Source organism: Streptomyces sp. NPDC090442, from assembly GCF_044769405.1.
In the GTDB taxonomy this organism is placed as follows: domain Bacteria; phylum Actinomycetota; class Actinomycetes; order Streptomycetales; family Streptomycetaceae; genus Streptomyces.
The window spans coordinates 99,145-110,770 of sequence record NZ_JBIVXW010000018.1; the positions used below are offsets into that span (position 1 = coordinate 99,145).

The window sequence follows — 11,626 nt, forward strand, 5'->3', positions numbered from 1 at the left end:
GCCGCGGGGGAAGAGTCCCCCGGCGATGGCCCGCAGTTGGCGTCCGGGAACGGCTGCACGGCGGACTCGGCGTTGGTGGCACCAGTAGCCGCCAGGTGCACAACCCAGGCTTCCTGGGGGTCAGTTCGTCGTCCTGCTGCCAGAAGCCCTGCCGCTGGTGAGGATTCGGCAGCGGACAGTTCCCGGGCGGTGCGCGCGGCGAGGCCCGGTCCCACGGCCTGCAGCGTTCCGGCACGCCACGCCAGGGAGCACCCGTCCGGGTCCGCCACCGTATGCCGTCCATCAGCTGCCGCCGCGTCCATACCGGCGGACGGCCCGACTTGATACCGCGCGGCAACAGCGGCTCAAGCCGGGCCCACTGGCCGTTCGTCAGATCCCCACGCGTCGTAGGGCGTGATCACCAACGATCAAGATCAACTTTCGCAAACAGGCCCTACCGGCCTACGCGGTTGTGGCGATACCGCCGTCGACGGGGATCACGGCGCCCGTTAGGTATGCGCCTGCCCGGCTGGCGAGGAACACGGCGACACCCGCCATGTCGTCGTCGCGGCCGATCCGCCGTAGTGGGGCCGACGCCGCGATCGCCTCGCCGAACTCGTCGAGGGTTGCAGCCATCATCGTCGACGGGAACGGCCCCGGCGCCACGGCGTTCACGGTGACGTGCTGCGGTCCTAGTTCCTTGGCGAGCACCCTGGTGAGTTGATGCAGTGCGGCCTTGCTGCTGGAGTACGAGTAGTTGGGCCGCTGGGGGATGTGGATGGCGGCGATGCTGCCGATGTTGATGATCCGCGCGGGATCGTCGGCGGTGCCCACCCTGCGAAGTGCGGGCAGCAGCGCCTGGACCAGCCAGAACGGCGACTTCAGGTTGAGGTCGACGACCGTGTCCCAGGCCGCGTCTGGGAACGTCGCCAGCGGCTCGTCCCACAGGGTGCCCGCGTTGTTGACGAGGATGTCGAGACGCTCCGAGTCGGCGGTGACGAGGTCGGACAGTCGCCGACACTCGTCGTGGCGGGACAGGTCGGCGGGGATGGCCCGCACCTCACCAAACTCGGACAGCCGTTCCTGCGCCTGAGCGCACGCTTCTGCGTTGCGTGAGCTGATGACCACGCTGGCGCCCGCCTGGAGAAGGCCACGCGCGATCATCATTCCGATGCCTCGGGTACCACCGGTGACGAGCGCGCGCTTTCCACACAGATCGAAGAGTTCTGCATGCGTCGTGAATTGGTTGTCTACCACTTGCTGCCTTTCCAGTTGGTCGTGCGGGATGATGCGCCGACGCGTTGGGGGTTCGGTTCAGCTGTCTCGACGCTATGGCCTTGGAGTGCACTCCAAGCAAGCGGATCCCGGTCCCGACGGACCGCGTCCGCAACCGCCTCAAGCGCGGATCGCGAGACGGACGGCCACCCAAGTTCGACAAGAACGGCTACAAGCAGCGGCACGCGGTCGAGTGTGGGATCAACCGCCTCAAGCGCCACCGAGCTGTAGCCACGAGGTACGACGAGCTCGCGGTCCGCCACGAGGCGACCGTGCTGGTCGCAGTCCTCAACGAGTGGCTGTGACCGGCACTTTCACAACAGACCCTTGAGAGGGCTTCGTCATCGACTCCATCGATCTCAGCGACATGCGGTATGTCACGAGTGACCTCGTCTCGCAGGTACCACGATGACCTCAACTGGAACCTCCCTGCCCCCTTGTGTCTGACTTCCTGGCGCGTTGTCGGCCGCTACCGGGATCCACTCCCATCTGGTGGCAGGCTGGGCAGGAGGCCCCCGAGCACTCGGGGTTTCGCAACACGGCACCGAGACGAGGTTCGCCATGCCCGTGCACCGCATTGGACTCGTTGTCCATCAAGGCCGCGCCGCCGCCTTGGATGCCGCCCGTTGCGTGCACGCCTGGTGCGACGCACAGGGCATCCCCTGCACCGAGATCGACGTCTGGTCGACGGACCACCAGCGCCGCTCCGGCCGCGAGGAGGCGCGCGCCGCCGGGGACCCCGACCTGGTCGTCACCCTCGGCGGGGACGGGACGTTCCTGCGCGGCGCCCGGATCGCGGTGAAGACCGGGGCCGCGGTGCTCGGCGTCGACCTCGGAAAGGTCGGATTCCTCACCGAGGTGCCGGCCGCGGACATCACCACGGCCCTCGACACCGTCCACGCGGGCCACGCGCTGGTGGAGGAACGCATGACCCTGACCATGCGAGCCTCCAGACCGCCGGAGATGCCCGCCGAGATGGAGACCTTCCTCTGTTACGGGCGCGGCCCCGCTCTCCCGCCGCCCCAGGTGCGCCCCGAGAACACCGTGCGCGACGGCTGGGGCATCGCCCTGGACGTCAACGCCCTCAACGACGTCGTCGTGGAGAAGCTCGCCCGCGACCACCAGGTCACCGCAGGCGTCTACATCTCCGGTCGGCTGCTGGCCGCCTACTCCGCGGACGCGCTCGCGGTCGCCACGCCCACCGGCTCGACCGCCTACTGCTTCGCCGCCGGCGGTCCCGTGCTCTCCCCGCACATGGACGCCGTCGTGTTCACGCCGATCGCACCCCATATGACGTTCAACCGCACCGTCGTGGCGGCCCCCGACGAACCGGTCGCCCTCCGCATCCTGCCCAACTCCGGCCGCGCCGCCGTCAGCATCGACGGCCAACTCCGCGGCGTGCTCGAACCAGGGGACTGGATCGGCGTCTACCGCGCCCCGCAACGCGCGCGACTCATCCGCCTCCACCCCACCGACTTCTACGGCCGCCTCCGGGACCGGTTCCGTCTCGCCGACGCGCCCGCCACGGAGACCGACGGGGAGTCCCCGCCCTTCATGCGCCCCGACGCTCCCCTGCCACCGGACCTGGCGGGCCTACGACTACCGCCTCCCACAGCAGCGCGCTGAGCGTCTGCGCATGCTCTCCGCGCCACACCGTCGGTGGGCCGCGACTATGGGTCGGTGCTTCGTGCCTTCACCCTGGGAGCTTGCGCGGGAGGTCGGCCGGTACGCCGGATCCCACTACGCGCCCGTCACCGTCATGGCGGTCCCACTGTTGTGCGGCCTCTTCGGGCACGGTGCGGGCGGCCGCCCGCACTGGTGGGCCTGGCCGTTGTACGACGCGTCCGACCGGATCGTCCTCGGCGTTGCGGCCGCCGGGGTCCCTTCTGCGCGGGCCTGGCCACACTGCGCCGGCGATCCGGAGGTGCGGGTTCCCCGCGGCCGAAGCCGCGGGAAACCCCGGACGGTGAGAGCGAGTTCAGAGGTGGACCACGATCTTTCCCCGCGTGCGCCCGCGCTCGGCGTAGGTGTGCGCTTCCGCGATCCGTTCCAGCGGGAAGCTCCGCTCGATGCGCGGTGTGTAGCGGCCTTGGCGGCCGAGTTCGCCCGCCGCGGCTAGGAGCGTGGAGTCGTTCTCCGCGTTGGCCACGTGCACCCCCAGGCGGTGCCCGTTGGCGTGGTCGGCGACCGTCGATACGCGGGCAGGGTCGCCCACGATCGCGACGAGGTCGACCAGGGACCCGGAGGCCGCGGTGTCGAGCGCGATGTCGACACCGTTCGGAGCCAGAGCGGCAAGGCGCTCCGCGAGGCCGGAGCCGTAGGTGGTGGGCACGGCGCCGAGAGAGGTGAGGAACTCGTGGTTGCGCTCTCTGGCCGTCCCGATCACGGTGGCACCCTGAGCCGCCGCGATCTCGATCGCCGCACTGCCCACGCCGCCGGCGGCGCCCTCGACGAGCAGGGTGCGCCCCCGCAGGGGACCGAGCACCTTCAGCCCGCCCATGGCGGTCACGGATGCCAGACCGACGCCGGCGGCCTCTTCGTCACTCCACGTGGTGGGTGCGTGGGCCCAGGCCGAGAGCACCGCCAGCTCCGCCGTCGCACCGGTGACGCCGCCCAGCCCGAAGACACGGTCGCCGATGCTCACCCCCTGCACGCCCGCACCGACCTCGTCGACGACGCCGACGGCGTCACGCCCGGGGATGGCGGGCAGCTCCACAGGCAGCAGCTCGTGGAGCGCGCCCGAACGCACCTTCCAGTCAATGGGGTTGACGCTGGCCGCCGCGACGCGGACGCGGATCTCGCCGGGCCCGGGATGCGGGTCCGGCACCTGCTCGACCACGAGGGTCTCCGTACCGCCGTACTCGTGATAGCGGACTGCGCGCATGATGTTCTGCCTTCCCGAGCGGCATGTGGGCAGCCGTTCGTGAGATCAGTGGGGTGAGTGATCGGCGAGCGCCGTCGCCGGCTAGGCTAAAACCTGACGTCAGTGTCAGGTGCAAGTCGGGTAGGCCGCCGAACACAGGAGGACCGGTGCGCATAGGCGAGGTCGCGGAGAGGGCCGGAGTGAGCGTCCGGGCGCTGCGCTACTACGAGGAACAGGATCTGCTGCAGGCGTCCCGCAGCCCGGGCGGCCAGCGGCACTACCCTGACACTGCTGTCGGCCGAGTCCAGCTGATCCAACAGTTGTATGCCGCGGGCCTCCCGAGCAGGGTGGTCCGCCAGGTGCTGCCGTGCGTGGACTCAGGTGAAGCGCCCCCGAAGCTCTTGGAGCAACTGGAGGCCGAGCGCGTCCGTGTCGAACAGCGGATCACTGACCTGCTCGCCGTGCGCGACCGGCTCGACGGTGTGATCGCCAACACGCGGAACCCAAGTGCCGAATGTTTTCACGTACGGTGAGGGCTGCCGCCGCGACGACTTCGGACGCCGCCAGCAGACGAGGGCGCACGCGAGAGCGAGGAAGACACCTCGCCCGGCCGGCACCTGCCTGCGCCGGCGGCACCGCCTGGCGAAGGGGTATCCGCTGGGTGCCGTCGTCGCGGTTCCCGCCGGTCAGGGACGCGGCGAGCGGGATGCCTGGCCCGACGCTCAGACTTGGGCAGCAATGATTCGGTGAGCACCCACGGGTCGTCGACTTCCCACGGCTTCGGCCGCGCCACCACGCGCCCCCAGATCACCGGTCCCGAAATGATCTAACCGTACCGAAGATCAGTTCGTGAGGAGCTCTCAACCCCTGCCCTCCACGGCCCCGTCGACCACCACCCCATCTATGAGCACCCGCTGACTTTCCCTCATGAACGCGATGTAGGCGGCCCGCAGTTCCTTCACCGCCGTGCGCATGGACGCCACCGCCCGGTCCCGGTCGCCCCCGGACAGCGGCTCGCCGGGCCCGTTGGTCACCAGCCGCATGAAGCTCCTCTCGACCTCGTGCAACACCAGGCTCAGAGCGTTCCCGGCCTCCGCGACGGGCGCCGGTCCGAGCAGAACCAGCCGGCTGCAGCCCGAGTTCAGCACATCGAACTCTTCGGTCAGGTCCAGCCGTTCCGGCCAATCGCTCTCGTCCTGCGACGCCAGTGACTCATGGATGACCCATATCATCGGCGTCACCCCGGCGTAGGCGTCCAGCACCTCCCGGTACGCCTTCTGCCGCTCCTGCCGCACCCAGTGCCGGTGCTCGATCTCCGCCTGGTCGGCGACCTGTTGCCGGACCGTCTCCGCGTTGAGCGCCGCCGCGTCCCGAGCGCCCCGAACTGCCGCCCAGCCGCCGACCATTGACCCGCCGAGCGCCCCGAGCATGCCGATGCCGCCCGCGAGGACGGCCGCCCACCCCTGTCCCAGATCCATCCGCCGACCTTGCCACAGCTGGTGTCCCCAGCGCCGCTACGAACGAGAGGACGAGTACTGACGAGCGCCCCCTGACCTTCACGAGCATCGCCACCCTGATCTGCCGCCGCAGGCTCACCACTTGAGACGGCCTCGAAACCGGGGACCCACGATCCGCAGGGTCGCAACGGCACTCCTCGACCGCGGAGCCAGCGAGACTGGGGGCATCCCCTTTGCTCTACCTGCCGACAAGCGCTCACGGACTCTGACCCACTCAACTCGGACACCCCGGAAATTGGGGCGAGAAACGCAGGGTGCGAAACGCTGTGCCGGTCCGTCGGAAATCCCGGCGGACCGTCACGGACCAGAGTCAAGCTCCATCACTGCCTTGACCGAGACAGTGTGGGCTGTTTATCGACGTCGATAGCGCGATGCGGCCCATACGCCCGCCGCGACGGCGGGAACAACGAGCAGCCATCCGGTGTCATCGCTCATTGCCGCGTATTTCGCACCAGTGGCAGCCGAGACGATCACCGACAGCCCCCGTTGACCCACAATTGGGCGCAGGTCTTCCCCGCCTTGACCGTCTTGGCGCCCTTGCTCAGCATGGGCACGGTACCGGTCTTGCACGAACCGTTGAGCGGGCCCTTGTCGACGCGATAGGTCTTGTTTTTGGTGTCCGCGTAGTGGAACCCAATGCGTGTTGCAGAACTTGGCGCCCGCGGCAGGATCACGTAGCAAAGCACTACCAGTCGCACCCGGGAACGTTCGCCTTGTCGCTGGCCTGTCGGGAGGATCGGGAGGCCGGAGTGATCGCGAGGCTGAGCGTGCGCGACGCCGTGCGGGCGGCCGTGGAGCCGCCCGCGCAGCGTCGTCATACCTGATACGTGTGCGGGCTTCTTGCTCCTCAGGAGTGCAGGGCCTCGCGGAGTGCTCGTACCTGGGTGGCCAGGCCGCGCTCGCCGATGGTCGTGTGGGCGAACATCAGGTCAAAGCCGTGCACGGCGCCGGGCACCTGGACGAGTTCGGTGTTGACCCCGGCCTCGCTGAGTCGGGCGGCATAGGCGATGTTCTCGTCACGCATCGGGTCCACCTCCGCGACCATCACCAGGGCCGGTGGCAGTCCGGTGAGGTCAGCGGCGCGGGCTGGGGCGGCGTATCCGTCGGGCGCGCCGTCGGGGGCGTAGTACTCCCAAATGCGTTCGAGGGCGAAGCGGGTCAGTACGGGGATATCGGTGAAATCGCGTGCTGAGGGGGTGTTCAGGCGGTCGTCGAGCCCTGCGTAGATCAGCAGTTGGAAGCGGATGGTGGGTCCGGCGATGTCTCGGGCGCGTAGCGCGGTCGCCGCAGCCAGTGCCCCGCCGGCGCTGCAGCCGGCCACGGCCAGTCGCTGCGGGTCGGCACCGAGCTCGGCGGCGTGTTCGACGGCCCAGAGCAGGCCGGCGTAGGCGTCCTCGACGGCGGCTGGGTAGGGGTGTTCGGGAGCATGGCGGTAGTCCACCGACACCACGACGGCGCCGACGTCTGTGGCATAGCGCAGTGCGCGTGCCTCCTCCGTCTCCGGCCGACTGTGCACGAAGCCTCCGGAGTGCAGCATCAAAATCAACGGCTGCGAGTCGGCGTTGGCCGTGCGGTAGACGCGCAGCCTCAACCCGCTTGGGGTGTAGTGGTCTTGGACTGCGACCCGGTCGTCGTGCGGGACGTCCACGACGGTACGCAACGCCGGGAACCGTGCGGTGGTGGCGAAGATCAAGTCGGGGTCGTGCAGGAAGGGGTCGTCGGTCGCGTCCAAGGTCGCCTGGATCTCGGGATCAATTGCGGGAGTTGTCATGGGTGCAACTGTCGTCCCTGGCAGGCCGATCGAGAAGTGGCCCGAGGGGCACGTTATGCAACAATCGGGCCATGATCGAGATTCGCAGCGCGCACCGGGTCGTCGTGCTCGCCGTACCGCCGGTGGTTCCGTTCGATCTGAGCATCCCGGCGCAGATCCTCTCCGGCGTCGAGGTGGTCACCGGCGTATCGGCGTACGACCTGCGGACCGTGACCCCCGACGGCCGGATCGCGCCGACGACGGCCGGATACGGGATCGCCCCGCAGGGCGACCTCGAAGAACTGTTGGAGGCGGACACCGTGGTTGTCGCGGGTTCGCACGCACCCGGCTTGCGCGAAGCAGGCCAGCTTGAGCCGCGCACGGCCGCGGCGCTGCGCGACGCTGCGCAGCGGGCCCGCATCGTGTCGTTGTGCACCGGGTCTTTCGTCCTCGCGGCCGCCGGGCTCCTGGAGGAACGGCGAGCCACGACGCACTGGGCCTATGTCGACCTGTTCCGGCAACGTTTTCCCCAGGTGAACCTCGACGCCGACGCGCTGTTCGTCGAGGACGCCGGCGTGCTCACCTCAGCCGGTGGCGCTGCCGCGATCGACCTCTGCCTGCACCTGGTCCGTGGCGATCACGGCAGCGCCGTGGCGAACCGGGTGGCCCGCCTCAACGTCGTCGCCGCGATGCGCGACGGTGGGCAGGCACAGTTCGTCGACCGGCCGGTTGCCGAGGACGCCGACACGTCGACGGCGAGGGCCAGGGCTCGGATGTTGGCCCGGCTCGACCAGCCTCACACGCTGGCCGAGTTGGCCGCCGAGGCCCACATGAGTGTGCGGACGTTCACCCGCCGCTTCCGGCAGGAGACCGGCCTGTCGCCGGTGGGCTGGCTCAACCAGGCGCGGCTCGACCACGCCAGGCACCTGCTTGAAGCAACCGAACTCCCCGTCGACGAGGTGGCCCGTCAAGCTGGCTTCGGTACCGGCACCAACCTCCGCAAGCGGATGACGGCCGCACTCCACACCACCCCCTCCACCTACCGGCGTGGATACCGCACCCGAGCCCGCGCCACGCCGTCCCGGCGGCGGTAGAGCGGGCATGCCCAGGTGAGGTCACCAGGCGTCACCATCGTGGGAAATAAGTAGAGTTGGAGACAAGTAGAGAGCTACTTCACCGGGCCGGGAGCCGTCCGATCCGCCGGGGACTATGCCATCAGCAACATGTCCGGCTGCGGATGCCGAAGGCGGCTATTCTGCCGCTCGTGTCTCTCTCCGATCCGGACTGACAGATCGCCAGTCCGCCCCCCTGAACGCATCCTCGTGACGAGTCACGACGAGTCATGACCTGTGATGGCCGAAGGGGCGGTACGCCGATCCGTCATGCCCGCTCGTGACCAGGCCAAGCCATGGCCGCGATGCCCGGTCCCCCCACCTCGGAGAGCCCCATGCCAAGCCCCGACCGGGGCAGTGCGTCGTATCGCGCTGTCCTCGCGCTCCCACATGCCCGCAACCTGTTCGCCGCCGCGATGCTCGCTCGGCTCTGCTACGGCCTGCTCGGACTCCCGCTGCTGCTCACACTGCGGGAGGGCACCGGTTCCTACGCCGTCGCGGGAACCGCAACCGGCCTGTTCGGCCTGATCGCCGCCTTCCTTGGCCCCGTTCGGGCCCGATGGGTCGAGCGTCATCGCGCCACACTGATGCTCCTGGCAGTCTGTTACGCGCTGCTCGTGTGCACGTTGGCCGCCGCCTGTGCCGTCCGCGTACCAACCCCGCTCGCCGTCTGCCTGACCGTGCTGGCGGGGCTGTTCCCGCCTCCGGTCGGCCCGTTGATGCGCACGGCGTGGAGCAGGTTGGCCGCGGACGAGGCACAGCGGCAATGTGCGCTGAGCCTGGACACGGCGGCGGAGTCCACCGTCTTCGCACTCGGCCCCGTCCTCGGTGGATTCCTGATCGCCCTCGCCTCCGCACCCGCCGTGCTCGTGCTGTGCGCGGTCCTGGTCATCACCGGGTTTGGCTGGCTGGCCACGGCCCTGCGTCGGAGCTCGGTGACTGGCGACGCGGCATCGCCCGCTGCCGGCCACCCCCAAAGTCCCCTGCGCGCTGGGCAGTTCCCGCCGTTGCTGTTGCTCGCGCTGAGTACCGCGGCCGCCTTCTCCCTGGTCGAGATCGCGATCGTCGCCGCCTGGGGCTCGGTGACGGCCGGGGTGCTGACGACGTTGTTCTCCGTCGGCGGTGTCCTCGGTGGCTTGACGTACGGTGGACGCCGCTGGCGTGGCGCCCTCTGGCGCCGGCCACTTCTCATGGAAGTTGCCGTCGCCCTCTTCTACACACTTCCCGTGCTGGTGTACGCCGCCGCGGCCGCAGGGGCGGCCCTCCTGTTCGCCGGAGCGTGCACCGACGTCCTGCTGATTGCGGCCTACCAACTGGTCGACAGGTACGTCCCCGAGGGTTCGCGCACCGAGGCGGGCGCGTGGATCAACACCGCTTACAACCTGGGCGGCTCCCTGGGCACGGCCGTCGGCGGTGTCCTGGTCGGGCGGTCCGGTCCACCGGCGGCCTTCGCCGTGACCGCCGGGCTGCTCGGCGTCTGCCTCCTCATCGGTGTGCCATGGACGCTGCGGCAACGAGCGACGAAGGCTGAGGGAAATCCGGCACCGTCCCGACCCGAACCGACAGCGGCCGGCACCGCGGCGACGGCGGCGCGCTCGTCATCGCACCCCGCATCGACGGAGCACAACTCACCACGCTGATCGACGAGTTCGAGATCGCGGCCGGGATGCCGCCCGCAGGCGACACGCTTTCGGCGGTCTTCTCCCGCGGTTCTTCCGGTGGTCCGATGCAGCTCAACCGGTGACGGTGACGGGCGGGCAGGCACGGTGTCGGACCCAGGCGGCACCGGCTGCGACGGCGCCGATCATTCCGGCCAGCGCAATCGGGACGGTGAACAGGAGTTGGAAATACCCAACCGCGTACGCCCCGAAGAGGCCGATCGCGCCGCCCAGTACGGCCGCTGCCGGGAGAATGAGGGGAAGGGCCTTGGTCATGGCCCGCGTGGTGGCTTTGCGCGCGGGGTCCAGCGTGCGCTCAAGCTCGGCGGCGACGGTGCGGCGGATCAAGAAGAAGGCAGCAAGCAGGCACGCGACCCAGCCCACCCACATCAAAGGAACGCCGAGATTGGGGGACTTGTACACCTCCCACAGCACTCCGCCGCCAGCTGTGGCTGTCGTTGACTCAGTAGTGCCGCCGAGGAGGCCGGACCAGGACACCCACCAGATGCCAAGGGCGGCCAGGGCGGGCACGGTGGCACCCATAGCTGCCGCGACGGCGGTCTCCTTCAGGCGCCGACGCACCGGTACCAGACCGCGTTCGGCCGCCCAGGAGACAGCAATGGCTTCGACGTCCTTGCCGAGGTAATCGGTGACTGACTGGCCGTCAAAGGCCGCGGCGGTCAGGTCTGCCGCCAGTTCTTCGGTCATCTCCTCGACCGCGTCCTGTTCGACCCCGAGGCGGCGCCAGGTCTCCCTGGCCTGGTGTACGGCTTCCTCGACCGTCGGTGTCATGGTGCCTCCCGCGTAGGCTGGTTGATGATGGAGCCGATGCTCGTGGTGAATTCGCTCCAGTCGCGGGTCCACGACCGGAGTATCCGCATGCCTGCTTCGCTGGGCCTGTAGTAGGTACGGGCAGGGCCCCCGTCCCCGCTGCGGCGCTCGACCTCGACCAGCCCGCGCTTGCGCAACCGCGCCAGCGCCGGATAGATCGAGCCGTCTGCGACCGCAAGCCCGGCCTTGGCGAGCCGGACGGTCATTTCGTACCCGTAGGCCGGGGTCTCCGCCATCAAGGACAGCAGGCACATATCCAGCACCCCTCGCAGCCACTGGGCGCGCGGAGTGGATGTCTCCTCCATGGTCAATACCTTACACAGCAAGAGTCATGCACTGCAAGATAGTGCGAGGCAGGGAAGCGCGGAACGTCCATGAGAGAGCCGTGCACACTCCGGTAGCCCGGCGCGCCTTCGCCTCTTCGTCGTCAACTGCCGTGGCCGTGACCGGTTCAGACAGTTCGCGATCCCCGGGGGCGCGCTCTGTGGGCGGGGCATCCTCCCCCAGGGCGACTCCGACGGAAAGCGGGCGTTTCGCGTCTACCCGCCGTGGGTGCGGCGACGAACCGTCAGGCCCCCAACACCCTGGCGTGGCAGGTGAACCACTTCCTGCCCATGGGTTAGGCCAGGGCTGTGAACCTG

The 11,626-nt window shown here is 69.3% G+C and carries 12 protein-coding genes and 3 pseudogenes; 6 read left to right on the top strand and 9 right to left on the bottom strand.

What is annotated here, in order from left to right; genetic code table 11:
- Positions 1-214 precede the first annotated feature (214 nt).
- Both ACIQU6_RS15430 and ACIQU6_RS15435 read right to left on the bottom strand, forming a co-directional pair.
- Positions 215-373, bottom strand: a pseudogene (locus ACIQU6_RS15430) (transposase); the annotation flags it as partial.
- A 68-nt stretch (positions 374-441) separates the two neighbouring features.
- Entirely contained in the window at positions 442-1,236 is a 795-nt protein-coding gene (locus tag ACIQU6_RS15435; protein ID WP_403482118.1) for an SDR family oxidoreductase, read from the bottom strand.
- 80 nt (positions 1,237-1,316) lie between these two features.
- On the opposite strand from ACIQU6_RS15435, the gene ACIQU6_RS15440 reads away from it, so the two are divergent.
- Both ACIQU6_RS15440 and ACIQU6_RS15445 read left to right on the top strand, forming a co-directional pair.
- Positions 1,317-1,559: a hypothetical protein gene (locus ACIQU6_RS15440; protein WP_403482119.1), complete on the top strand. Its 243-nt coding sequence runs from the start codon at positions 1,317-1,319 to the stop codon at positions 1,557-1,559.
- A gap of 256 nt (positions 1,560-1,815) precedes the next feature.
- Positions 1,816-2,880 carry an NAD(+)/NADH kinase gene (locus tag ACIQU6_RS15445; RefSeq protein ID WP_403482120.1) on the top strand — a complete coding sequence of 355 codons (1,065 nt, stop codon included), beginning with the start codon at positions 1,816-1,818 and terminating at the stop codon, positions 2,878-2,880.
- A 352-nt stretch (positions 2,881-3,232) separates the two neighbouring features.
- Here ACIQU6_RS15445 and ACIQU6_RS15450 read toward each other — a convergent pair whose 3' ends face one another.
- On the bottom strand, positions 3,233-4,138 hold the full coding sequence (locus ACIQU6_RS15450; protein WP_403482121.1) for an NADP-dependent oxidoreductase: 906 nt from the start codon (positions 4,136-4,138) through the stop codon (positions 3,233-3,235).
- A 146-nt stretch (positions 4,139-4,284) separates the two neighbouring features.
- Between ACIQU6_RS15450 and ACIQU6_RS15455 the strand changes: the two genes are divergently transcribed.
- On the top strand, positions 4,285-4,650 hold the full coding sequence (locus ACIQU6_RS15455; RefSeq protein WP_403482122.1) for a MerR family transcriptional regulator: 366 nt from the start codon (positions 4,285-4,287) through the stop codon (positions 4,648-4,650).
- A 55-nt stretch (positions 4,651-4,705) separates the two neighbouring features.
- Here the strand turns inward: ACIQU6_RS15455 and ACIQU6_RS15460 are convergent.
- The 4 genes and pseudogenes from ACIQU6_RS15460 to ACIQU6_RS15475 form a co-directional block, all read right to left on the bottom strand.
- Positions 4,706-4,828, bottom strand: a pseudogene (locus tag ACIQU6_RS15460) (IS5/IS1182 family transposase); the annotation flags it as partial.
- Positions 4,829-4,977: 149 nt separating this feature from the next.
- Entirely contained in the window at positions 4,978-5,595 is a 618-nt protein-coding gene (locus ACIQU6_RS15465; protein WP_403482123.1) for a hypothetical protein, read from the bottom strand.
- Between the two features lie 509 nt (positions 5,596-6,104).
- Positions 6,105-6,452, bottom strand: a complete 348-nt coding sequence (locus ACIQU6_RS15470; RefSeq protein ID WP_403482124.1) for a hypothetical protein — start codon at positions 6,450-6,452, stop codon at positions 6,105-6,107.
- Between the two features lie 29 nt (positions 6,453-6,481).
- Positions 6,482-7,405 (bottom strand): alpha/beta hydrolase, encoded by a 924-nt coding sequence (locus ACIQU6_RS15475; RefSeq protein WP_403482125.1) that lies wholly within the window; start codon positions 7,403-7,405, stop codon positions 6,482-6,484.
- A 71-nt stretch (positions 7,406-7,476) separates the two neighbouring features.
- Between ACIQU6_RS15475 and ACIQU6_RS15480 the strand changes: the two genes are divergently transcribed.
- Together ACIQU6_RS15480 and ACIQU6_RS15485 are read left to right on the top strand one after the other, a co-directional pair.
- Positions 7,477-8,478, top strand: a complete 1,002-nt coding sequence (locus ACIQU6_RS15480) for a GlxA family transcriptional regulator (RefSeq protein ID WP_403482126.1) — start codon at positions 7,477-7,479, stop codon at positions 8,476-8,478.
- Positions 8,479-8,831: 353 nt separating this feature from the next.
- Positions 8,832-10,136, top strand: coding sequence for an MFS transporter (locus ACIQU6_RS15485; protein WP_403482127.1), 1,305 nt, complete (start codon positions 8,832-8,834; stop codon positions 10,134-10,136).
- Between the two features lie 93 nt (positions 10,137-10,229).
- Here ACIQU6_RS15485 and ACIQU6_RS15490 read toward each other — a convergent pair whose 3' ends face one another.
- Complete coding sequence (locus tag ACIQU6_RS15490) at positions 10,230-10,946, bottom strand: hypothetical protein (protein ID WP_403482128.1); 717 nt, start codon at positions 10,944-10,946, stop codon at positions 10,230-10,232.
- Positions 10,943-11,290: a PadR family transcriptional regulator gene (locus ACIQU6_RS15495; RefSeq protein WP_403482129.1), complete on the bottom strand. Its 348-nt coding sequence runs from the start codon at positions 11,288-11,290 to the stop codon at positions 10,943-10,945. The genes ACIQU6_RS15490 and ACIQU6_RS15495 overlap by 4 nt, the downstream gene beginning before the upstream one ends.
- A 118-nt stretch (positions 11,291-11,408) precedes the next feature.
- Between ACIQU6_RS15495 and ACIQU6_RS15500 the strand changes: the two are divergent.
- A pseudogene (locus ACIQU6_RS15500) lies at positions 11,409-11,585 on the top strand (MepB family protein); the annotation flags it as partial.
- Positions 11,586-11,626: the final 41 nt, after the last annotated feature.

Excerpts from the sequence above, each read along its gene's own strand:
- ACIQU6_RS15470 (WP_403482124.1), bottom strand. The coding sequence starts at position 6,452 with ATGACGACGCTGCGCGGGCGGCTCCACGGCCGCCCGCACGGCGTCGCG.
- ACIQU6_RS15465 (WP_403482123.1), bottom strand. The coding sequence starts at position 5,595 with ATGGATCTGGGACAGGGGTGGGCGGCCGTCCTCGCGGGCGGCATCGGC.
- ACIQU6_RS15495 (WP_403482129.1), bottom strand. The coding sequence starts at position 11,290 with ATGGAGGAGACATCCACTCCGCGCGCCCAGTGGCTGCGAGGGGTGCTG.
- ACIQU6_RS15480 (WP_403482126.1), top strand. The coding sequence starts at position 7,477 with ATGATCGAGATTCGCAGCGCGCACCGGGTCGTCGTGCTCGCCGTACCG.
- ACIQU6_RS15485 (WP_403482127.1), top strand. The coding sequence starts at position 8,832 with ATGCCAAGCCCCGACCGGGGCAGTGCGTCGTATCGCGCTGTCCTCGCG.
- ACIQU6_RS15490 (WP_403482128.1), bottom strand. The coding sequence starts at position 10,946 with ATGACACCGACGGTCGAGGAAGCCGTACACCAGGCCAGGGAGACCTGG.
- ACIQU6_RS15450 (WP_403482121.1), bottom strand. The coding sequence starts at position 4,138 with ATGCGCGCAGTCCGCTATCACGAGTACGGCGGTACGGAGACCCTCGTG.
- ACIQU6_RS15475 (WP_403482125.1), bottom strand. The coding sequence starts at position 7,405 with ATGACAACTCCCGCAATTGATCCCGAGATCCAGGCGACCTTGGACGCG.
- ACIQU6_RS15445 (WP_403482120.1), top strand. The coding sequence starts at position 1,816 with ATGCCCGTGCACCGCATTGGACTCGTTGTCCATCAAGGCCGCGCCGCC.